This window comes from Enterobacter cloacae complex sp.6700776 (genome assembly GCF_048284255.1).
Taxonomy (GTDB): Bacteria; Pseudomonadota; Gammaproteobacteria; order Enterobacterales; family Enterobacteriaceae; genus Enterobacter; species Enterobacter intestinihominis.
In genome coordinates this window covers 52,473-74,705 of sequence record NZ_JBLVYK010000020.1, presented here as the reverse complement: position 1 = coordinate 74,705, position 22,233 = coordinate 52,473, and the positions used below count along the sequence as shown (strand labels likewise).

21 protein-coding genes are annotated in these 22,233 nt (G+C 56.3%); 5 read left to right on the top strand and 16 right to left on the bottom strand.

Features of this window, described 5'->3' with window-relative positions; genetic code table 11:
- Nucleotides 1–138: 138 nt before the first annotated feature.
- The 3 genes from ACNQ0T_RS20310 to ACNQ0T_RS20300 are packed head-to-tail and all read right to left on the bottom strand — an operon-like array spanning nt 139 to nt 3,097.
- A complete protein-coding gene (locus ACNQ0T_RS20310; RefSeq protein ID WP_003858505.1) occupies nt 139–1,101 on the bottom strand; it encodes a lysylphosphatidylglycerol synthase domain-containing protein in 963 nt (320 codons plus the stop codon).
- Nucleotides 1,101–2,339, bottom strand: coding sequence for a cardiolipin synthase ClsB (gene clsB / locus ACNQ0T_RS20305; protein ID WP_022647504.1), 1,239 nt, complete (start codon nt 2,337–2,339; stop codon nt 1,101–1,103). The genes ACNQ0T_RS20310 and clsB overlap by 1 nt, the downstream gene beginning before the upstream one ends.
- Nucleotides 2,336–3,097: an endonuclease/exonuclease/phosphatase family protein gene (locus ACNQ0T_RS20300; RefSeq protein WP_022647505.1), complete on the bottom strand. Its 762-nt coding sequence runs from the start codon at nt 3,095–3,097 to the stop codon at nt 2,336–2,338. The genes clsB and ACNQ0T_RS20300 overlap by 4 nt, the downstream gene beginning before the upstream one ends.
- A 133-nt stretch (nt 3,098–3,230) precedes the next feature.
- On the opposite strand from ACNQ0T_RS20300, the gene ACNQ0T_RS20295 reads away from it, so the two are divergent.
- Complete coding sequence (locus tag ACNQ0T_RS20295) at nt 3,231–3,641, top strand: YbhQ family protein (protein ID WP_003858499.1); 411 nt, start codon at nt 3,231–3,233, stop codon at nt 3,639–3,641.
- Here ACNQ0T_RS20295 and ACNQ0T_RS20290 read toward each other — a convergent pair.
- From ACNQ0T_RS20290 to cecR, 5 genes are read right to left on the bottom strand one after another with little or no spacing between them, the layout of a single operon-like run.
- Complete coding sequence (locus ACNQ0T_RS20290; RefSeq protein WP_022647506.1) at nt 3,603–4,709, bottom strand: ABC transporter permease; 1,107 nt, start codon at nt 4,707–4,709, stop codon at nt 3,603–3,605. The genes ACNQ0T_RS20295 and ACNQ0T_RS20290 overlap by 39 nt on opposite strands.
- A gap of 57 nt (nt 4,710–4,766) precedes the next feature.
- Nucleotides 4,767–5,900: an ABC transporter permease gene (locus tag ACNQ0T_RS20285; RefSeq protein WP_022647507.1), complete on the bottom strand. Its 1,134-nt coding sequence runs from the start codon at nt 5,898–5,900 to the stop codon at nt 4,767–4,769.
- Nucleotides 5,890–7,629: an ATP-binding cassette domain-containing protein gene (locus ACNQ0T_RS20280; RefSeq protein ID WP_022647508.1), complete on the bottom strand. Its 1,740-nt coding sequence runs from the start codon at nt 7,627–7,629 to the stop codon at nt 5,890–5,892. The genes ACNQ0T_RS20285 and ACNQ0T_RS20280 overlap by 11 nt, the downstream gene beginning before the upstream one ends.
- Entirely contained in the window at nt 7,622–8,617 is a 996-nt protein-coding gene (gene hlyD / locus ACNQ0T_RS20275) for a secretion protein HlyD (RefSeq protein ID WP_022647509.1), read from the bottom strand. Before hlyD ends, ACNQ0T_RS20280 begins: the two co-directional genes overlap by 8 nt.
- Nucleotides 8,614–9,291, bottom strand: coding sequence for a transcriptional regulator CecR (gene cecR, locus ACNQ0T_RS20270; RefSeq protein ID WP_046618586.1), 678 nt, complete (start codon nt 9,289–9,291; stop codon nt 8,614–8,616). Before cecR ends, hlyD begins: the two co-directional genes overlap by 4 nt.
- Nucleotides 9,292–9,495: 204 nt before the next feature.
- Here cecR and rhlE point away from each other — a divergent pair, with 204 nt between their 5' ends.
- Entirely contained in the window at nt 9,496–10,878 is a 1,383-nt protein-coding gene (gene rhlE / locus ACNQ0T_RS20265; RefSeq protein WP_017693771.1) for an ATP-dependent RNA helicase RhlE, read from the top strand.
- 97 nt (nt 10,879–10,975) lie between these two features.
- On the top strand, nt 10,976–13,153 hold the full coding sequence (gene dinG, locus ACNQ0T_RS20260; protein ID WP_038415719.1) for an ATP-dependent DNA helicase DinG: 2,178 nt from the start codon (nt 10,976–10,978) through the stop codon (nt 13,151–13,153).
- Here dinG and ACNQ0T_RS20255 read toward each other — a convergent pair.
- From ACNQ0T_RS20255 to ACNQ0T_RS20235, 5 genes are all read right to left on the bottom strand, one after another.
- Nucleotides 13,140–13,643 (bottom strand): fimbrial protein, encoded by a 504-nt coding sequence (locus ACNQ0T_RS20255; RefSeq protein ID WP_023299643.1) that lies wholly within the window; start codon nt 13,641–13,643, stop codon nt 13,140–13,142. The genes dinG and ACNQ0T_RS20255 overlap by 14 nt on opposite strands.
- 5 nt (nt 13,644–13,648) lie before the next feature.
- Nucleotides 13,649–14,638: a fimbrial protein gene (locus tag ACNQ0T_RS20250; protein ID WP_022647513.1), complete on the bottom strand. Its 990-nt coding sequence runs from the start codon at nt 14,636–14,638 to the stop codon at nt 13,649–13,651.
- Nucleotides 14,639–14,660: 22 nt separating this feature from the next.
- Nucleotides 14,661–17,204, bottom strand: coding sequence for a fimbria/pilus outer membrane usher protein (locus ACNQ0T_RS20245; RefSeq protein WP_323633388.1), 2,544 nt, complete (start codon nt 17,202–17,204; stop codon nt 14,661–14,663).
- 22 nt (nt 17,205–17,226) lie between these two features.
- Nucleotides 17,227–17,901 (bottom strand): molecular chaperone, encoded by a 675-nt coding sequence (locus ACNQ0T_RS20240; RefSeq protein ID WP_022647515.1) that lies wholly within the window; start codon nt 17,899–17,901, stop codon nt 17,227–17,229.
- 69 nt (nt 17,902–17,970) lie between these two features.
- Complete coding sequence (locus tag ACNQ0T_RS20235; RefSeq protein WP_022647516.1) at nt 17,971–18,507, bottom strand: fimbrial protein; 537 nt, start codon at nt 18,505–18,507, stop codon at nt 17,971–17,973.
- Between the two features lie 256 nt (nt 18,508–18,763).
- On the opposite strand from ACNQ0T_RS20235, the gene ybiB reads away from it, so the two are divergent.
- Nucleotides 18,764–19,726 (top strand): DNA-binding protein YbiB, encoded by a 963-nt coding sequence (ybiB, locus tag ACNQ0T_RS20230; protein ID WP_417930358.1) that lies wholly within the window; start codon nt 18,764–18,766, stop codon nt 19,724–19,726.
- A 116-nt stretch (nt 19,727–19,842) separates the two neighbouring features.
- Here the strand turns inward: ybiB and ybiJ are convergent, their stop codons facing one another.
- From ybiJ to mcbA, 3 genes are all read right to left on the bottom strand, one after another.
- Nucleotides 19,843–20,103 carry a DUF1471 family protein YbiJ gene (gene ybiJ / locus ACNQ0T_RS20225; protein WP_003858474.1) on the bottom strand — a complete coding sequence of 87 codons (261 nt, stop codon included), beginning with the start codon at nt 20,101–20,103 and terminating at the stop codon, nt 19,843–19,845.
- 285 nt (nt 20,104–20,388) lie between these two features.
- Nucleotides 20,389–20,655 (bottom strand): DksA/TraR family C4-type zinc finger protein, encoded by a 267-nt coding sequence (locus ACNQ0T_RS20220; RefSeq protein ID WP_022647518.1) that lies wholly within the window; start codon nt 20,653–20,655, stop codon nt 20,389–20,391.
- Between the two features lie 118 nt (nt 20,656–20,773).
- On the bottom strand, nt 20,774–21,037 hold the full coding sequence (gene mcbA / locus ACNQ0T_RS20215; RefSeq protein ID WP_022647519.1) for a DUF1471 family periplasmic protein McbA: 264 nt from the start codon (nt 21,035–21,037) through the stop codon (nt 20,774–20,776).
- 242 nt (nt 21,038–21,279) lie between these two features.
- On the opposite strand from mcbA, the gene rlmF reads away from it, so the two are divergent.
- Complete coding sequence (gene rlmF / locus ACNQ0T_RS20210; protein ID WP_417930357.1) at nt 21,280–22,191, top strand: 23S rRNA (adenine(1618)-N(6))-methyltransferase RlmF; 912 nt, start codon at nt 21,280–21,282, stop codon at nt 22,189–22,191.
- Nucleotides 22,192–22,233 lie beyond the last annotated feature (42 nt).

Here is a 22,233-nt window from a genome sequence, read left to right as displayed (position 1 = left end):
ACCAGGGCATCGCTGACAGCCCTCAGTCATTTAGAAAGCAACTTTATTGCTTCTGCATAAAAAAATTACTGGGGATCCCTCAGCCCACAGGGAGAGGGAACAAACCCTAAAAACGGCAACGAAGTTGCCGTTTTGCTTTTATTTTGCCATCGCCTTCTCGTTCTTCGCGCGCAGCTTCTTCGCCCGACTCTCCAGCACCAGATAACAGACCGTTGCCAGCGCCAGCGGCAGGAAGTAGTAGATCATGCGGTACGCGAGCAGGGCAGCGATAATCGTCCCGTGAGACACATGCTCCCCTGCAAGCAGCGCGATAAACACCGCTTCCAGTACGCCGATCCCCGCCGGAATATGCACAATTACCCCGGCAATACTGCTTACCAGCAGCACGCCCAGCACGAAGAAGTAATTCACATCTTCGCCAATCAGCAGCCAGATAATGGCCCCCATCGCCATCCAGTTGGCGCTGGAAACCACCATTTGCAGGACGGCAAACTTCCATGACGGCAGCACCAGCTTCTGCCCTTTAATGGTCATATGACGACGTTTGGCAAAGGCGCAGGCCCAAAGGTAGGCGGCGATGATCAGCAGCAGTACGATGCCCAGAATGCGCAGGGTGGCCTCATCGATGTACCAGTGCGCAGGCAGTTGCACCACGCCAATGGTGAAAATCACCCCGCCGAGCAGGATATACCCCAGCCAGTTGGTGGTGATACTCAGCGAGAAAATACGCGTGATGGTGCCGCCCGGTAAGCCAAGGCGGGAGTACAGGCGATAGCGCATACCAATCCCGCCCACCCAGGTGCTCAGCGTCAGGTTAAAGGCGTAGCAGATGAATGACACCAGCATAACCTGCCGTTTGGCAAGCTTATGCCCGCAGTAGGCGCGTCCCAACAGGTCATAGCAGCCGTACATCAGGTAGCTCACAATCACCAGGCCAACCGCCCCCAGCAGGACTGTCCGGTTGTAGTTGCGAATAACCTTCCACACCTCTTCCCAGTCCACCTTTTGGGCATACACCACCAGCAGGACCGCGACGGCAATGAAGAACAGCCAGGTCAGGATTTTTTTCGCCAGCCGCCAGCGAGGATGAGATTTCGACATCAGGTTTTCCCTCCATCTTCCGCCTCTACGCGGTCCTGGGTTTCCATTTCGGGTTGCACTGGCGGATCCACCAGCGCCAGTTTCGGCGTATGCGCGGGCAGCCAGCCCACCATGGCCGGGAAGTGGCGCAGGAAGTGGAACACCACCACACCGATGCCAACGTTCCACCAGCTGCGTTTCGGCACCATGGACTCATCCACACGCACGCAGTCTTTATTGATCAGACCCTGAAGGTTATCGCGCAGGGTCTGATTAAACTGGCGATCGTGGATGATCAGGTTCGCTTCCAGATTGAGCGATAAGCTCAGCGGATCGAGGTTGCTTGAGCCAACGGTCGCCCAGTGGTCATCCATCACGGCCACTTTGCCGTGCAGCGGGCGGCGGCGATATTCATAGATTTGCACGCCGCTTTTGACCAGATAGCGATAGAGCAGACGCGCGCCCACCTTCACAATCGGCATATCGGGCTCACCCTGGACGATGAGCTTCACGCTCACGCCGCGTCGGGCCGCGTTGCGCATGGCGTGCAAAATCCGGTAACCGGGGAAGAAATAGGCGTTGGCGATAATCACCTCGCGCTTCGCGTTCGCCAGCATCTTCAGGTAGTGACGTTCGATATCGTCCCGGTGCTCCTCGTTATCCCGCCAGACGAACAGCGCCTGCGCCTCGCCGGGCTTGCGGTTCTCTTCCGGGCGATGGCGGCGTCGCCACCAGCGGCGTGCGGCCTCTTTGCCGGGTAAGTTTTCCAGCACGAACAGCTGGATGTCCTGAACCACCGGCCCTTCGATACGGATCGCGTAGTCCTGTTTCGCTTCGGGACCATAATCCGACATATGCTCGGCGGAGTAGTTAATGCCGCCAACGAAGGCCACCGTTTCGTCCACCACCACAATTTTGCGGTGCATTCGGCGGAACAGGTTGGTGCGCATCCCGAACAGACGCGGGCCGGGATCGTAATAGCGGAATACCACCCCTGCGGCGGTGAGCTCGTTAACAAATTCGTCGCTGAGATCCGGCGAACCATATCCGTCGAGCAGGACCTCGATTTTTATACCGCGACGAGCGGCTTGCAGCAGCGCGCTGTGCAACTGCCTGCCCACGTCGTCTTCAAACCAGATAAACGTTTCCAGAAAGACTTTCTGCTGTGCGTGGCTAATCGCCTCAAAGACCGCCGGATAAAAGTTATCGCCATTTTCCAGCAGCGTAATACGGTTACCTTCCTGCCATGTGCATTTCATAAGTGGATCTCCGCGCTGAGTGGGGCATGGTCGGAGAGATGTCGCCAGTTGAGTAAAGCCAGCGCCGTCGGGCTGCTGGCGTGGGCATTTTTTACGTAGATGCGGTCAAGGCGCAGCAGGGGGAAGCGCACCGGAAACGTCCGCGCGGGACGACCGCGTGAGCGGGTAAAAATCTCCTCCAGCCCCGCATTCACCTTCAGCGGATGATTGGCCCGCTGTCGCCAGTCGTTAAAATCACCGGCCACTACCACGGGCTCGCCCTCCGGCAGCGCATTGGTCCAGTCTGCCAGCATCTGTAGCTGAGCCTGACGGTGGGCCTCACGCAGGCCAAGATGAACGCAGCCCACATGAATGGGAAAATCGAGCGCCGGTGGCGTGATGCGGCAGTATAACAACCCGCGTTTTTCGCTCTCGCCAACGGAGACGTCCCGGTTCTCATAATGCTCGATAGGAAAACGCGACAGCACTGCGTTACCGTGATGCCCCTCCGGGTAGACCGCATTGCGCCCGTAGGCGTAATCGCTCCACATGGTATCCGCCAGAAACTCGTAATGGGGCGTGTCGGGCCAGTTTTCGAAATGCATCGGGTGCACTTCGTGCGCGCCCATGACCTCCTGGAGGCAGACAATATCGGCGCTGACGGTGCGTACCGCGTCGCGCAGCTCCGGTAAAATGAAGCGGCGGTTAAATGCTGTGAAGCCCTTATGAATATTTATCGTCAGCACCTTAAGCGAGAAATGCTGCGTTCTTTTGCTCATAAACACCTTCCTGGGTGACTATCCCGATGAAAATAAAGTGTAGTAGGCGTCACAAAAAGATGCGGCGTTACGGAATTTTCCGTAAAGTGCGGTAGTCTGAATTAGCAGAGAAAAATCCTTCAGGAGAGAAGCCATGAAGTGGCAACAACGCGTTCGTGTCGCAACCGGTTTAAGTTGCTGGCAGATAATGTTGCATTTACTGGTCGTGGCCGTACTGGTGATGGGCTGGATGAGCGGCACGCTGGTGCGTGTCGGCTTAGGGTTATGTGTGGTTTACGGCGTGACCGTGCTGTCGATGCTGTTTTTACAGCGTCACCACGACGCGCGCTGGCGTGAAGTGGGTGATGTGCTCGAAGAGCTTACCACCACCTGGTATTTTGGTGCGGCAATGATCGTCCTGTGGCTGTTGTCACGCGTGCTGCAAAACAACCTGCTGCTGGCCCTGGCGGGTCTGGCTATCCTCGCAGGGCCTGCGGTGGTGTCGTTGCTCACCAAAGAGAAAAAGCTACGCGATGTTTCGTCTAAACATCGCATAGGCCACTGAGCCCGTTGTGGCCGCGATGACCAGTAGCGGCCACAAACTTCCCCACACAATATCCAGACTCGCATCCTTCAGATAGATTTGCTTGGTGATATCCGTGAAGTGACGAATCGGGTTTATCCATGTCAGATCCTGTAACCACACCGGCATGTTCTCCACTGGTGACACGTACCCTGAAAGCAAAATCGCCGGCATCATAAAGACAAACACCCCGATAAACGCCTGCTGCTGCGTTGAGCAGAGCGCGGAAATCAGCAGCCCAAACCCCACCAGTGACAGGCCGTAAATCACCATCGTGAAGTAAAACAGCGCCAGCGATCCGGCAAACGGGATCTGGTACGCCCATATTCCCACCCCCAGCACGATGGTGGCCTGGAACGTCGCGACAATCAGTGCTGGCACCGCTTTGCCGACAAATATCTGCCAGGTAGCGAGCGGCGAGACCAGCAGCTGATCCAGCGTACCTTGCTCACGTTCGCGTGCCACGGACAGCGAGGTGACAATCATCACGCCAATAGTGGTGATCATGGCGATTAACGACGGCACCACAAACCACTTGTAGTCCAGATTCGGGTTGTACCAGTTGCGCACCACCAGCTCGCTGTTGTTGGGTTTGGGTTTGCCCGCCATCAGCTCCTGCTGGTAGTCCTTCACTACCTGCTGCAAATAGTTCGCCGCTATCTGGGCGCTGTTGGAGTTACGCCCGTCGAGGATCAGCTGCATCGGCGCGGTCTGGAAGGTGTCCAGATTGCGGGAGAAATCCGCCGGGAAGCGCACCAGCAATAATGCTTTCTGCGTGTCGATGGTGGGCTGGATCGCCTGCGGGCTTTGCAGCAGCAGGACATGGGTAAAGGCTTTGGCGCGGGCGAAACGCTGTGTCAGCTCGACGGAATGCTTGCCATTGTCTTCGTTGTAAATGGCGATGGTGGCGTTGGTGACCTCCAGCGTGGCGGCAAACGGAAACAGTACAACCTGAAGCAGCACCGGCAGCACCAGAATGGCGCGGGTCTGCGGCTCGCGCAGCAAGGATTGCAGCTCTTTGCGGATCAATGTCCATAAACGGTGAAACATCGCGTCGTCCTCCTGTCGGGTGGCGCTTGCGCTTACCCGACCTACAAAATCCGATGGCTAATCTAATCTTCTTTTCGTTTTCATCCACGTCAGCCCGATAAACATCACCGCCGACGCCAGCAAAAACAGGGTGTTGATAATCAGCACTACCGGGATGTTCCCCGCCAGAAACAGGCTTTGCAGGGTGCTCACAAAGTAGCGTGCCGGAATGATGTAGGTCACGGCACGGATCACCGCTGGCATACTGTCAATCTGGAAGATAAAGCCGGAGAGCATGATCGACGGCAGGAAGGCGGCATTAAGCGCCACCTGCGCGGCGTTAAACTGGTTGCGGGTGATGGTGGAGATCAGCAGCCCCATTCCCAGCGTGCTGAGTAAAAACAGGCTGGTAATAAAGAACAGCACCACCAGCGAACCGCGGTACGGCACGCCAAGAATAAATACCGAGACCAGCATACAGAGCAGCATCGCCAGCATGCCGAGGAAGTAGTAGGGGATCAGCTTGCAGAGCAAAAGCTCGACGCGCGTCACTTCGGTGGAGAGCAGCGCCTCCATGGTGCCGCGCTCCCATTCGCGGGCGATCACCAGCGAGGTGAGGATCGCGCCAATCACCGTCATGATGATAGTGACCGCACCCGGGATAATAAAATGCTGGCTGATGGCGGCGGGGTTAAACCAGTAGCGCGTCTGCACGTCAATCAGCGGTTCAAACTTCTCCCCCCGGTCTTCGGCGCGCTGCATCTGCCAGAGCTGCCAGATCCCCTCCGCATAGCCCTGCACGAAGTTGGCGGTGTTCGGTTCGCTGCCGTCGGTGATCACCTGAATTGGCGCATCGGCACCCGGGCGTGCCATGTTGGCGGCGAAATCGACCGGGATGACGATCAGACCGCGAATTTTACCGGCCTGCATTTTCTGGATCAGTTCCTGCCGGTTGTCGCTGATGGTGGCATCGATGTAGGGCGAGCCGGTCATGGCGTGGGTGAAGTCCAGCGCCTCTTCGCTCTGCTGCTCCAGCAGGATCCCGACCCGCAGCTTGCTGGAATCGAGGTTAATCCCGTAGCCAAAAATAAACAGCAGCAGCAGGGGGATCACCACCGCAATCAGCCAGCTGCTGGGGTCACGCACAATCTGCCGCGTCTCTTTGACGCACAGGGCGCGCACCCGGCGCCAGGAGAGGGCGTTACTGCGCATGAGGATTCTCCTTATCCCAGTCGTGGATGAGGGTGATAAACGCCTGCTCCATGGTCGGGTCCGGCTGTGCGTCGTCGGCGGCCTGCGCTTTCAGGTCGTCCGGCGTGCCGTGGGCAATCAGCTTGCCGCGATAGACCAGCCCGATGCGGTCGCAGTACTCTGCCTCGTCCATAAAGTGGGTGGTGACCATCACGGTCACGCCTTTTTCCACCATGCTATTGATATGCAACCAGAATTCACGGCGGGTGAGGGGGTCCACGCCTGACGTAGGTTCATCAAGAAACAGGATATCGGGCTCGTGCATCAACGAACAGGCCAGCGCCAGCCGCTGTTTGAAGCCAAGCGGCAGCGCGTCGGTAGCGTGTGAGGCGATATCGGTCAGGCCAAAGGCGTCGCACATGCGGCCGATTTTCTCGTTCTGCGCCCGTCCCCGCAGGCCGTAGACGCCGGAGAAAAATCGCAGATTTTGCTCCACCGTCAGGTTGCCGTAGAGCGAAAACTTCTGCGCCATATAGCCCAGATGCTGGCGCGCCTTGCCGGAGCTGACTTTGAGATCCATGTTCAGCACCAGCGCTTTGCCGGAGGTCGGTACCAGCAGGCCGCACATCATTTTAAAGGTGGTGGATTTCCCTGCACCGTTCGGCCCGAGCAGGCCAAATATCTCGCCGCGCTTCACGGCAAAATTGACGTTATCGGTGGCGGCGAAATCGCCAAATTTTTTGGTGAGCGATTTCGCTTCAATGACCGTTTCGCCCGGCGTGCCTTCCACCGTGTGCAGAATGGCGCCAAGCGGTGATTCTGAGGTTCCCGCCCCGCCCAGCAGATCGATAAACGCATCTTCAAAGCGCGGCGCGGTCTCTGTCATGTCGATTTCAGGCATCCCCTGCGCACGCCGGATATCGTCGGCGGTGGCCTCTTTTTTGAGGATCACGCGCACCGAACGGCCCTGAATCATCCCGTCGCTCACCTGGGGCAGCTTCAGCACCCGTTGCAGCAGCTTGCGGTTGGATTCCTGCGCGCTGTGTAGCAGAAAACTGCGCCCGGCCATGGTTTGCGTCAGCTCGGTGGGCTCGCCCTGATAGAGCAGTTCGCCTTCGTTCATCAGCAGCACGTCACGGCACTGCTCTGCTTCATCAAGGTAAGAGGTACTCCAGAGGATCAGCATGCCGTCACCCGCCAGCTCGTGCACCATCTGCCACAGCTCGCGGCGGGAAATCGGGTCCACGCCGACGCCGGGTTCATCCAGCAACAGCACCTTCGGTTCGCCCACCAGCGTGCAGGCCAGCCCCAGCTTCTGCTTCATCCCGCCGGAAAGTTTGCCCGCCAGCCGATCGGTGAACGGGCCGAGGGAGGTAAACGCCAGCAGACGCTCGAAGGTTTTCTGCCGGGTTTCGCCGGTAACGCTGCGCAGATCGGCATATAGGTTGAGGTTTTCCATTACCGTCAGATCTTCATACAGACCAAACTTCTGCGGCATATAGCCGAGTATGCCGTGGAGCGCCGCGTCGTCTTTGATGGGATCAAGGCCAAGCACGCTGGCGCTGCCTTCATCCGGCTTCAGCAATCCCGCCAGCATCCGCATCAGCGTGGTTTTACCCGCGCCGTCCGGCCCCACCAGCCCGGTCACATAGCCTTTCTGAATCGTACAGTTCAGCGGCGCGACCGCCGGTTTAGCCATTCCCGGGAAGCGTTTGACCAGATTATTGAGCTGGATAACCGCATCATTCATGTTGTTCCCCGTCGTTTAAGGTCACGGTAACAGGCATGCCCTGACGCAGCGCGTCGTCCGCATCGGTGACGATGATGCGCAGGCGATACACCAGGTCGGTACGCAGATCCGGGGTTTCAACGGTTTTTGGCGTGAACTCGGCCGTTGGGGAGACGAAGCCCACTTTGCCGTGATACGGCTTGTCCGGGCGACCATCGGTGTAGAGCAGCAGTTCGCGGCCCGGCTGCATCTGGCCAAGATTCGGCTCATCAATGTAAGCGCGCACCCACACCGGACGGGTTAAGGAGAGCGTTAACACGGTGCTGCCCGCGCTGAGCATGCTGCCCGGCTCCACGGCGCGGGTCATCAGCGTACCGTCAGACGGGGCGATTAACGTGGTGTCGTGCAGATCCAGCTCCGCCTGGGCTAACTGCGCCTGCGCCTGCTCAAGGCTGGCCTTCGCCTGGGCAATGTCCTGCGCGCGGTTACCGGTGCGGTACTGGCTTAACTTATCCTGGGCAGATTTCAGCGTCGCCTGCGCCTGGTCGCGGGATGAGCGCGCATTTTCCAGGTCGTTGGCGGAAATGGTGCGGCTTTTCCATAAGCCTTGCTGACGGTTATAGAAATTCTGCGCATAGTCATAGGCGGCTTTTGCCTGCTTAACGGCAGCGGCCGCCTGGGCGATCTCTTCATCACGATAGCCCGCCAGCATCAGGTCGTACTGCGCCTGTGCGACGGCGACGCCCGCTTTTGCCTGCATCAACGCGTTTTCAAACGGGGCTTTGTCCAGCATCCCCAGCGTCTGCCCGGTTTTGATGGCATCGCCTTCGTCAACGCTCAGCGAGGCCAGCCGTCCGCCGACGCGGAAGCTCATGTTCACGGTGCGGATATCCACGTTGCCGTACAGCGTCAGGCCACGATCCTGCTGGCTCTGATACCACAGCCAGCCGCCTGTTCCCGCAGCAAGCAAGACAACAACCACCAGAATGATGGCGACAGGTTTTTTCATGACTTCTGGCTCCTTTGCGTTAAGCCTTGCAGGATCAGATCAACGTGACAGGTAATGACCTGGCTAATTTGCGCGGCTTTATCCTCATCGAATTGTGTCCAGCCCGTACGTAACAGGATGGTCTCACGCCCCAGACGGAAGGCGAGCACTTCGCCCAGCAGGGCGTGGGTATGCAAAATGGTGTCCGTATCGCTGGCGTTCCGTCCGGTATAGGCGGCAATCAGCCGGGTCAGATGGCTATGCATCGGGGCGATCACCTGATCGTGCACCAGCTGGTACGCGGCAGTGGGGGAGAGCTGCTCGCGGGAGATAAATTTGCTCAGGTTCAGCGTATCGTCGTGCGTCAGCAGGCGGATCATGTTGTGACAGGCGTTAAGGATCAGCTGGCGGATGGCAACCCGGTCCGGCTCTGGCTGGCTGAACAGCGCGGTCGCTTCTTCCACGTGTGGGCGAAAGCTGGTGCCGATAAAATCCGCGATCCACTGGGCGCAGGCGAGGTATAAATCCTCTTTTGAGCCAAAATAGTAGGTAATGGCCGCAATATTCTGCCCGGCCTGCGCGGCGATATCCCGCGTGGTGGCATGCAGACCATACTCGCCAAACTGCGCCAGCGCGGCGGCGATAAGCTGACTTTTCGCCTGTTCGCCTTTGGTTGTCGTTGGGGTTGTATTCATAGCAGCATTAAAAATTAATCAATCGATTGATTAAGATTATGCCTGATTTGCGCAAACGTCGAGTCATCGCCGGGGATATTTTATGCGCCACGTCACAAAAGCTGCTACACTCCGCTCCTTCGCGACATTGTGGTTTTTGTCCTTCTATTCGTTATATCTCCCTGAAAACTACACCTGTGATGGTCGGGGCGGTTCGGAGTTTTTATGTCTTTTGATTCCCTTGGTCTGAACCCGGAAATTCTGCGCGCCATCGCAGAGCAGGGCTACGTTGAGCCAACCCCTATTCAGCAGCAGGCTATCCCGGCCGTTTTGCAGGGCCGTGACCTGATGGCAAGCGCGCAGACCGGTACTGGTAAGACCGCGGGCTTTACCCTGCCGCTGCTGGAGCTGCTGGTAAAAAACCAGCCACACGCCAAAGGCCGTCGTCCGGTGCGTGCGCTGATCCTCACCCCAACCCGCGAGCTGGCGGCCCAGATTGGTGAGAACGTGCGTGAATACAGCCGCTATCTCAACATTCGTTCGCTGGTAGTTTTCGGCGGGGTAAGCATTAACCCGCAGATGATGAAGCTGCGCGGCGGCGTGGACGTGCTGGTGGCAACGCCGGGGCGTCTGCTGGATCTCGAACACCAGAACGCGGTGAAGCTCGATAACATCGAAATTCTGGTGCTGGACGAAGCCGACCGTATGCTCGACATGGGCTTCATCCACGACATTCGCCGCGTGCTGGCGAAGCTGCCGACGCGTCGTCAGAACCTGCTCTTCTCCGCGACCTTCTCCGACGAGATCAAGGCGCTGGCGGAAAAGCTGCTGCATAACCCGCTGGAAGTGGAAGTCGCGCGCCGCAACACCGCCTCCGAGCAGGTGACGCAGCACGTGCACTTTGTAGATAAGAAGCGCAAGCGGGAACTGCTCTCCCAGATGATCGGCCAGGGCAACTGGCAGCAGGTGCTGGTCTTTACCCGCACCAAGCACGGCGCCAATCACCTGGCGGAACAGCTGAATAAAGATGGCATCCGCAGCGCGGCCATTCACGGCAACAAGAGCCAGGGCGCGCGTACCCGCGCGCTGGCAGACTTCAAGTCCGGCGACATACGCGTGCTGGTGGCAACCGACATCGCCGCACGCGGTCTGGATATCGAAGAGCTGCCGCACGTGGTGAACTACGAGCTGCCAAACGTGCCGGAAGATTACGTTCACCGTATCGGCCGTACCGGACGCGCGGCGGCAACCGGGGAAGCGCTCTCTCTGGTTTGCGTGGATGAGCACAAGCTGCTGCGCGACATCGAACGCCTGCTGAAGAAAGAGATCCCGCGCATTGAAACCCCGGGCTATGAAGTTGACCCGTCAATCAAAGCCGAGCCAATTCAGAACGGTCGTCAGGGTGGCGGGCGCGGTCAGGGCGGCGGTGGTCGCGGTCAGCAGCCGCGTCGTGCCGAAGGCGGCGCGCCGAAATCTTCGGGCAAACCGCCGCGTCGTAATAACGACAGCAAACCGGCCGGTGAAAACCCATGGCGTAGCGGCGAAGGGAAACCGGCAGGCGAGGGGCAGCGCCGACGCCGCCCGCGTAAGCCTGCTAACCCGCAGTAATCTGGAAGCCCGGTCGTAAAGCCGGGCTTTTCTTTTTGCGGCAGCGGAGAGAAAGTGCCACAATAGTGGCTGTTTATACAGTATTTCAGGTTTTCCGATGGCTTTAACCGCTGCGCTCAAGGCGCAAATTGGCGCATGGTATAAGGCGCTACAACAGCAGATCCCCGATTTTATCCCCCGAGCCCCGCAGCGGCAGATGATTGCCGACGTGGCAAAAACGCTCGCCGGGGACGACGGGCGACATCTGGCGATTGAAGCCCCGACCGGCGTCGGGAAAACCCTGTCGTATCTTATTCCCGGCATTGCCATCGCGCGGGAAGAAGATAAAACGCTGGTGGTCAGTACCGCTAACGTGGCCTTGCAGGATCAGATCTTCAGCAAAGATTTGCCGCTGCTGCGCAAAATTATCCCCGATTTACGGTTTACCGCCGCCTTTGGTCGCGGGCGCTACGTCTGTCCGCGCAATCTGGCGGCTCTGGCCAGCAGTGAACCCTCCCAACAGGATCTGCTCGCGTTTCTTGATGACGAGCTGACGCCAAACAACAAGGCGGAGCAGGAGCAGTGCGCAAAGCTGAAGGCCGATCTCGACGGCTACAAGTGGGACGGCCTGCGGGATCACACCAACCAGGCGATCGGCGACGACCTGTGGCGCAGGCTCAGCACCGATAAAGCAAGCTGCCTGAACCGTAACTGTCACTACTATCGCGAGTGCCCGTTCTTTGTCGCCCGGCGTGAGATTCAGGAAGCGGAGGTGGTTGTCGCCAACCACGCGCTGGTCATGGCTGCACTGGAGAGTGAAGCGGTCCTGCCGGAGCCCAAAAACCTGCTGCTGGTGCTCGATGAAGGTCATCATCTGCCCGACGTGGCGCGAGATGCGCTGGAGATGAGCGCGGAAATTACCGCCCCGTGGTTTCGCCTGCAACTGGATCTGTTCTGCAAACTGGTGGCAACCTGCATGGAGCAGTTCCGTCCGAAAACCACGCCGCCGCTGGCGGTTCCGGAGCGGTTGAGCGAGCACTGTGAAGAGGTGTACAGCCTCATCGCCTCGCTGAATAATATTCTTAACCTGTATCTCCCCGCCACCCAGGAGGCGGAACACCGCTTTGCGATGGGTGAGTTGCCGCAGGAAGTGATGGAGATTTGCCAGCAGCTGGCGAAGCACCTGGAAAAGCTGCGCGGGCTGGCGGAGATGTTCTTAAACGATCTCAGCGAGAAAACCGGTACTCACGACGTGGTGCGTTTGCACCGCATTCTGCTGCAAATGAATCGTGCGCTGGGGATGTTTGAAGCGCAGAGCAAACTCTGGCGGCTGGCTTCGATGGCGCAGGCGTCCGGCGCGCCGGTGACTAAGTGGGCCACCCGCGAAGTACGAGACGGGCAGGGACATCTCTTCTTCCACTGCGTGGGCATCCGCGTGGCCGATCAGCTGGAAAAGCTGATCTGGCGCAGCGTTCCGCACGTGGTAGTGACGTCAGCGACTCTGCGTTCCCTGAACAGCTTCTCAAGGTTGCAGGAGATGAGCGGCCTGAAAGAGAAAGCCGGCGACCGCTTTGTGGCCCTGGACTCGCCGTTCAACCACTGTGAGCAGGGAAAGCTGGTCATTCCGCGCATGAATTATGAGCCGCTTATCGATAACGAAGAGCAGCATATTGCGGAAATGGCGGCCTACTTCCGCGAGCAGGTTGAGAGTAAAAAATACCCCGGTATGCTGGTGCTGTTTGCCAGCGGTCGGGCGATGCAACGCTTCCTGGAGCACGTCACCGATCTGCGCTTACTCCTGCTGGTGCAGGGCGATCAGCCGCGCTATCGGCTGGTGGAAACCCACCGTAAACGCATTGATAACGGCGAGCGCAGCGTGCTGGTGGGGTTACAGTCCTTTGCGGAAGGGCTTGATTTGAAAGGCGACTACCTGACGCAGGTGCATATCCATAAAATCGCCTTCCCGCCCATCGACAGCCCGGTGGTGATCACCGAAGGCGAATGGCTGAAAAGCCTTAACCGTTATCCGTTTGAAGTGCAAAGCCTGCCTGCAGCGTCGTTTAACCTGATTCAGCAGGTCGGGCGCTTGATCCGTAGCCACGGCTGCTGGGGCGAGGTGGTGATTTATGACAAACGACTGCTCACCAAAAACTACGGCCAGCGGCTGCTGAATGCGCTGCCGATCTTCCCGATTGAGCAGCCGGACGTGCCGGAAGTAAAAAAACGCCCGACAAAACTGGCTGCCGGGCGTCGAAAAAGCTTCCGTGCTAAGGGGCGCGGTCCTACTGGTAAGTGAAGGTCACCTGGATCACGCTGCTGAACGTGCCGGCAGAGATGGGCATCGAGGTGGCGTAATAGCGTGCGGCCAGCGGGAACGTGGCCGTGTGGTCTGACGGGTTTATGGCAGCGTTAAAGGCGGCCTGCGGGGCAATCAGTATCTTGTCCTGACGATCTGCCAGCTCCAGTGCCAGCCCCTTTGCGCTACCGAGATTGGCAAATTTGGTGGGATGGGTGCTGTCGGCCTGACCGTAGAAAAAGGCGGTGGCAAGCGCCAGCGTGGCCGGGCAGTGCGACACCGAAAGGGAAAAGTCCTTCCACTCGCCGGTATCGCCCACGTCTTTAAAACTACCCGATGCCGCCTGGCCTAAGTCCACCGTCAGGTTGCGGCTGGCACTGTCAATGACGCACGTGTTGGCGTAAATGTTACCCGTCATCTGGATCTGTATATCATCGGCGTGGGCCTGGGCGATCAGCCCCAGCGCGAGAATCAATGCGGTTTTTTTCATGACGTTCACTTATAAGCGAGGGTGATGGTTGCCACAGTATTGGCTGGCCCGGGGGTGACTACATTGCTGACCTGCTCGTAGCGAACCTCAAACGGGATCACCAGCGTTTCGTTGGCTACGGCCTGATTTTGGGTACTTACATAGGTACCGAAGGTGGCGAGATGGTCATCAAATAGCATTCTTACTCCGACGCCTGTAGCCATGCCGGTCTGCTGCGTGAGTTTGATCACCCCCTCAAATGCTGTGTCATATCCATTCGCGCTGGTGATTTTTAGCTCAGGCTGTACGGTTGTGTCACAGTTGACGGTGATATTAAATTTTTGAGCAGGGCTGGATAAAAAACCTACGCTGATGAAATCACTGACGGGAAAATCGCCCAAATTAACGGTGAGATTTTTCGGTAAAACGGAGCAGGTGACCTGATGAAGAATAACATTACCTGCATAGGCGATGTGGTTAGGGTTGCCGATCCCTTCATGGCCGAAAACGCCAATGCCAAATTCGGTTTGAGACTGCACCAGCGTACCGGATGTCACGGTGTCACTCGTTTTAACCAGCTCAAGCGTTATTTCAAAGCTAAAAGTCTGTGTTCCATCGGTAGAGACGTAGCCAACAGGCGTTCCACGTGAATCGCACTGCACGCCGCCAGCGCCGCTAATTCGCTGCCCGTGATCATTCATCAATGCTACGCCAATCCCCGGCACACCGGATTCGTATACCCCCCTGAGCCCTGGCATTTCCGCTCCGGTGCCGTAGTAGCAGGAGACAATCTCCAGGCCGCTGTCGGTACTCTGATCGCAATGCCCGGCAACATGAACGCTCTGCTCTGTACCCGGGATAGTTGCGCCAACTGCCAGCGTCGTCGGGACAGAAATGGATGCCACGTTGATCATTTTGGGGAGATCCGGCGTGGTGCAGGTCGCCTTCGCATGCGGCATGAATAACGCAGCGGTTCCCAGAATCAGTAAGAAAAAGCACTGTTTAATCATTTGCATAATGTTTTGCCTTTAGGGGAGATCAGTGACACTGCGCGGCAGCGTTAATGATGCTGGTTTTCGCTTTCTCATCCGTGAGCACATAGTCAGCGACGCAATGCTCGTTTGCCTCCTGTCCCCAGGAAACGCGGAGATGCCCTTGCTGTGGCAGACCCGAGAGATAGGTCTGGCCGTCATTCCCGACGATAAATTCGCTGTCCTTGTCCTCGGTGGTAACCGTTGCGCCGAACGGCAGCGGTTTACCGTTTTGCGTGAGCGTCATCAGGACGCGATTGCCCATGCGCGTCGTGAAGCTGGCGCGCACAATGGCTCCGCGTGTTGGCGTCACAATTTGTGCCGCATGGGTGACGTCGGCGTCCTCCGGCAGCGTTTCCGTATCCAGCGCAATAGTGTTGTGGCGATACGCGGTGACGAACGGTACGACGGTGTAGCCGCGGAAGTCGGTTTCAACGCCGGTCTGGTTAGTGATATGCGTGCCGTGCGTACCCGGGGCTTTCACGAGCGCAATGGTCTCACCGAGCGGCTGGCTTAGCGTGATGCCGTTTGCATGGGCAATCACGCCTCCCTGCAAGCCGACGTTCAGTGTTTGCTGATATTTATCCTGACTGACGCCACCGCTCACTTCACCGTATGTCGCTTTGTAGTCGGCGTTAACGCTGGTGGAGTTACCGCTGCCGGTGCTGCTCAGCCCCTCCTGGAGATTCCAGTTCAGGTTGTCTTCTTTCAGGGCCGTACCGTTCAGGCCGATGTTCTGCGTGGTGCCATCTTTCGTGTTGTTCAGGTTGTACGTGGCCCAGGTGTTATGCATCCAGCGCTCCAGCGGAACCGAAACGCTCAGCGAGAACTGGTTGTCGTTCGTCACCGCATTACCGTCCAGATCGCTGTCGTGGGTGTTTTTATTCATGCTGTAGCTAAGGCTGTAGCTAACGCCGTGCCAGCTGTTGTTGTAGCTGACGCTCATGGAGGTCATGTCCTGATTCTGGCTCCAGTAGGTTTCCTTCACCATGCTCAGCGTGACCGATCCCCAGCCTTCTGGTAGCGTCTGGTCGATGGTGGCTTCGGTACGGGCGCGGCGCTGCTGTGGCGCAGACCAGTTGTCGGCGCGGGTATACGACTCCATGGTGTCGTCCAGGGTGTAAAACCCCTTGCTGTTGTAGCGATAGCCCGCAAGCGAAAAGTTGGTGCCTGAACCGGCGAAATCTTTGCTGTAGCGTACGCGCCACGATTTGCCTGTGCTGGACTGCTGTTTTTTCAGCAGGGCTCTGGCGCGAGTCACGTCAATGGAGAACGCCCCTAAATCGCCCATGTTTTTCCCGGCGCCTATCGCCTGCGACTGATAATGACTGCTCTGCTGTACGCCGCCGTAGGCCGTGAAGCCGTGGGGTAAACCATAGATGGCGCTCCCCTGAGCAAACGGGGTCTTTTCAACATCTTTGTCATAAGAACGATAACGCCCGGCAGTTACGCTGTAGCGCAGGTTTTTTTCACGCTGCAATACCGGAACGGAGGCAAACGGCACCACGAAATGACTTTCGCTGCCGTCAGTTTCTTTCACCGTGACCTGGAGGTCGCCGCTGCTGCCGGTGGGGTAGAGATCGTTAATTTCGAAGGCCCCCGGCGCGACCGTGTTCTGATAAATCACGTACCCGTTCTGGCGCACCATCACCAGCGCGTTGCTGTGGGCGGTGCCACGAATAATAGGCGCATAGCCTTTTTCGCTGTCGGGAAGCATGTCGTTATCGGATTTCAGCTCCACGCCGGTGTAAGGGACACTGTCAAAAACATCAGCAGGTGATGAGCTCTGGCCAACGGTGATATCGCTTTTCATCGCCACAATATCGCGTTGCGCATAGGTATAAACGGAGGTGAATTTCTGTTCCTCCTCATTGCCTGTGGTGCTGCGATTCCAGGTGGAATAGTTGCGAAGGCGCCATGCGCCAACGTTTAAACCCGGACGCAGGTTCACGTACTGGCTACTGCTATCCTCTTCACCCTGCTGGCGCGCATGGCTCTGGCTGGCGTTGACGCTGTAATTAAGCAGGCCCGCGTTGATCCCTTCGTCAAACTCTTTCGGGTCGATGTAACCGCGTGGCACCTGTCCGAGCGCCTTTTGCGGAATGCTCAGCAGCAGCTGCTGGTTGCGAACGTGAAAGATTGCAGATGAAGCAGGGATGACACCTAAATCGGCACACTGGCCTTTGGCCATGAGCTGAGGAAACTTTTGGGTCTTGATACCGAGGCTTTTTAACTCACCCATGCTAAAGCAAGGTTGTAACGTGTCGTTGCCCTGCGAATCTTTCTCAAGCGTAAAGGTCACGTTGCGGGTATCAATTTTATTATTATTGATAAACACCGCGACCTCATATTTCCCCGGTGCCTGGCCGGGACCTTTTTCATAGACGGACAGATCGGTTTTACCCTGCTGGGGATTATCTATATCCAGCAGGGCGGGGTTAAAATAATCATCAGCCATAACCTGCTGCGCAAAGATGGCTATTGCCAGGCCACAGAGAATGACCAGCAATGAAGACATTCGGCAGGTGAACGGCTTTTTGTGGCTGTACATGATTATTTTATTACCGGAACAATTAATGAACGGATTTCGACCAGGAATGGCTGATGCTGCCGTAATCATTAATAATGGAATACGTCACGTTTGAGCCCCCGACATTACCCGGTATGGCAAAATGTGTTTCTGATTTCGGAACAGCCCAGGTCGCTTTTGTGACTTTCTGACCGTTAAGCGTGACGGTCTGGAAATTCATATAGAAAGGCGTAGGGTTATTCACCACCAGGTCGTTACCTTCGCGATGCCATTCAAGCTTATCCGCCACATCTTCTGGTCGGCCTTTTACCGCGGACGGGCGATACAGCAATTTAATGCGGGTATTAATGGCAATTTGCAGCGTATTTACTCCCTCAACGTGTTTTGAGGAAGGGATCGCTTTGATATTCAACCAGTACAGAGATTCCCTGTCTTCCGGTAAATTTCCGCCCGTGCGTACCACGCGCAGAACGTTATCTTCTTTTGCATCCAGACGGAAAAGCGGCGGGGTGATCAGGAATGGGGCTTTGGCCGGGTTTTTACCGCCAGAATCGACCCAGGACTGTACCAGATAATCCGTCGTATCTGGGTTTGACAGGCCAAGAGATGATTCCTTTTTATCTCCTTGATAGACCAGCCGGGTACCATTAATCACGACGCCCGCATGTGCAGAGGCTGCTATCAGTAAAAGAGTGCTCAGTAAATAACCGTGGCGCATAAAGATTTCTCAATAAATAGAAGAGATATTAATGCCCGCAAAAGCATTAATATCTCAGGATTGATAAGATCAGTTATAAATAACGGTGAAAGTCGATACAGAGTTGGCAGGGCCTGCGGTAATGGCGGCCTGAGTTTGAATATAACGCGCACCGAATTCCAGGTCGTTAACTGCCGTGCCGGAGGCTAAAGGATATTGCTGCGAAGGCGTATACAGAGTGACAGGCTGCCCGGAAGCATCCATCAACTGAATGGCTACACCGGTTGCCGCATCGGTATCTGGCGTTAATGCCAGCGCGGCATTATTATCCGCATCCGGGGTACCACCGAAGTTAATCGCAGCCGAGGTCACTGTTTCCGGACAATTGGTTAACTTAATATCAAACTTCGTTGATGTGCTGGTAGAGCCTGCGCCGGTAAATACCGTTTTAGACACCTTACCCAACTGAACGTTTAATGGATTACTTAATCCATTCACGACCTGGCAAGCAGAATCGATAATTTCACCGGTGAAATTAATCTGACCTTCACCGTTAGTTGCCGCAAATGCGGATGCAGAACATCCCACCGTTGCGGCGATAAAAAAACCTAATGCAACCTTGTTCATAGTTAATCCTGATGTGATTCTGGTAAAAGCGTTGCCTGGACGTTTTTACCGTTGACCCTTAATGATTTTTCGATGTTTATTTAATCAAAAAAAGGGTCGCTGCGGATCTTTTGTCCCAATCACAAATAATGTAAATAGTGCTTGAGTTTAATTTTTTTATATGAAAACAGCAGGTTGATAATGATCACAAAACACTATCGGGTCTGTGTTCATCGGGCTATATTGTTAACAAGATAATGCAGTCAGGAGAAATGTCGTGGATTACCGCAAAATTATCAAAGAGGTAGGGCGTGGGAAAAACCACGCTCGCGATCTGGACCAGGAAACAGCCCGCGCGTTGTACACGCATATGCTGAATGGCGACGTGCCGGAACTGGAAATGGGCGGCATTTTGATTGCGCTGCGTATTAAAGGGGAAGGTGAGGCGGAGATGCGCGGCTTTTATGAGGCCATGCAGTCGCAGACCATGCGCTTAACCCCGCCCGTCACGAAGCCGATGCCAATTGTGATCCCGACCTACAACGGCGCGCGTAAGCAGGCAAACCTCACGCCGCTGCTGGCTATTCTGTTGCAGAAACTCGGTTTCCCGGTAGTAGTGCATGGCGTGAGCGAAGATCCGACGCGCGTGCTGACAGAAACCATCCTGGCGTTGTTAGGTATTGAACCGACCCTCCATGCCGGTCAGGCACAGGCAAAGCTGGAGGGGAATCAGCCGGTCTATATCCCCGTTAGCGCGCTCTGCCCACCGCTGGAAAAGCAGCTGGACATGCGCTGGCGCATGGGTGTACGTAACAGCGCTCACACCCTGGCGAAGCTGGCGACGCCGTTTGCCGAAGACGCCGCGCTGCGTCTTTCCAGCGTCTCCCATCCGGAATACGTGACGCGAGTCGGGCAATTCTTTGCCGAAATCGGTGGACGCGCGCTGCTGATGCACGGGACAGAAGGCGAGGTTTACGCCAACCCGCAGCGTTGTCCACAGCTGATGCTGATTGAGCCCGCCGGGACGCGGGTCGTTGTCGAACGTGGGGAAGAGAACAGAGATGCGATCCTGCCTGAGTCGAAAGATCCGCATGTCACCGCGCGCTGGATTGTGCAGTGTCTGGCCGGGAAGGTGCCGGTTCCGCAGTCAATCAAGCTGCAAATGGCCTGCTGCCTGCTGGCTGCAGGGGAAGTCGAGTCCGTGGAAGCCGGGTTGCAGCGCGTGGCGCAGTCATTTTAAGCAAAAAAAAGCCCGTCCAGTGGCGGACGGGCAAACAAGGGTAACAACAACAGGGTCAATGAGGGTTGGAGCATCTCACCAGAGGGTATGGCGAGGGTGGAGCATAATTTGTTCGATTACTTGTAGATAACCGCAGTACCGCTCAGTTTGTTATTACCGTTAGTGGAAGTGATGGTGTATCCACTTGCGCCCGCGGCGGCAGCTTTTTCAGCCAGTTTTGCTTCCAGACCGTCCAGCGTGGTCGCGCCTTCAGCACTGACCACACCGATTTTGTTCAGATCCTGTGCCTGAGTAGAGGAGACTGGCTCTACAGCGAAAGCGCCGAAAGACAGAGCGGACAGGGCAACAGCGGCAACAGCATATTTGATGGTTTTCATAGGTCAATTCTCGCAGGTTATTCTGTTAAGGGGACGATGTTCCGTCGATGTGATAAGTATCACGCTTTTTAGCGGAAGATAAAATCGAAGAGAATTGACGTGGTTGGTCAAAAAAATTGAATGACAAATAACTTATTGATTATTAATAAAATCAGAAGCGCAATTGACACTTCTTGCGGATACGCTTTACAGACACAATCAGAAGGGCACGTTTTGCTACGCGCTTCGCTGAAAGTCGTGAGCGTAAAGTAAACTGTTGGTGCGGTTAACTACGGTAAAGGAAAGTCAACGTAACTGGCTGTCTTTCGATCCTCTACGATTATATCCTGAATGTGAAGCATTTTTTGAATCTTTCTCCTGCTGACAGGTGATGCAAAGCCGTACTCCGGGAATGGCTTTACGTCGTGCCTCAGGAATGGGATCCCCGCACTCTTCGCATTCCGTCAAACTTTCGCCGCGCGGAATTTCACCGCGAGCACGCGCAACCGCATCTTCAATGGTACTGTTGATCTGTTCGTTAACGGCGTCGTCATTCGCCCAGCCGGAAGCCATGATGTTCTCCTGAAAGGATCAAGTCATGCATTTTAATATGGGGTGAAAAAACGCACAGTCAAGGCGCAGGCAGAGAGAACTGCATCTGCCGGACAGATGCAGTTTGGAAGGCGGTAAGTTATTTATAGATAGTCGCGGTACCGTACATATGGTTATCGCCACCGGCGGCGTTCACCACGAAGCCTTTAGCGCCTTCCTGACGAGCTTTTTCGGCCAGCTTGTCCTGAAGGTCATCAAGGTTGCTTGCCCGGCTGACAGAGACCGTCCCGGCCGCGCGTAGCTGGCTGGTGTCGGTACTGTCGGTCAGAGGTTGAACGGACAAGGCAGAGAATGATGCGCCTGCCAGCGCACCCGCAATAATAAAGGTCAGATACTTTTTCATAATCACATCCTCAGGGGAAACAACAGGTGATTCCTGTTAAGTTTAGAAGCCTGATGCGTGTGATTTAGCGCAAAAATTTGATGATGATCTGCTTATTTTTTGAACGATAAATTCTGACAATTTGTTGACAGATCATAGACATACAGGTCGCTGATTTTTGTCGTTTTTTTGTGCGACTCAGACAGATATTTACCCCCGCGCCGTCACAGGGTATCTTACGCGGCTGTTTAAAGGAGAATGCCATGACTTCCCACAAGCCGGGATTGCACCCGCGTAACCGCCACCGTAGCCGCTACGATATGAAAGCCCTGTGTCTGAGCTGCCCTGAATTGCAGGGTTTTATCGTTCAGACACCAGCCGGTGAACCGTCGGTAAACTTTGCCGATCCGCTGGCGGTTAAAACGCTGAACAAAGCGCTGCTGGCCCATTTTTATGGTGTGACGCACTGGGACATCCCTGATGGCTTTCTCTGCCCGCCGGTCCCGGGCCGTGCGGATTACGTCCATCATCTTGCCGATCTGCTGGCGGATGACCACGATGGCGTAGTGCCGAAACAGGCTACCGTCCTTGATATCGGTACGGGCGCGAACCTGATCTACCCCCTGATAGGCGCACATGAGTACCAGTGGCGATTTACCGGCAGCGAGATCGGTGATGAGGCCTTCGCCAGCGCGCAGGCCATTATCAACGCTAACCCGGGGTTAAGCCGGGCCGTTCGTCTGCGTCGTCAGAAGGATGCCGCTGCTATTTTCACCGGCATAATTCATAAGAACGAACAATATGATGCCACCCTGTGCAACCCGCCATTCCACGACTCCGCCGCCTCCGCGCGTGCGGGAAGTGAACGCAAGCGGCGTAACCTGGGCCAGGCCGAAGATGGCGCGCTGAATTTTGGCGGCCAGCAGCAGGAGCTGTGGTGCGAGGGCGGGGAAGTGGCCTTTATTCTGCGCATGATTGCCGAGAGTAAAGGCTTCGGTCGTCAGGTGAAATGGTTTACCACGCTGGTCTCTCGTGGCGATAACCTGCCGCCGCTTTACCGCGCGCTGACCGAAGCCGGCGCGGTGAAGGTGGTCAAAAAAGAGATGGCGCAGGGTCAGAAGCAGAGCCGCTTTATTGCCTGGTCCTTTATGGACGATAACCAACGTCGCAAATAGCACCCCATCGTAGGCCGGGTAAGGCGAAGCCGCCACCCGGCT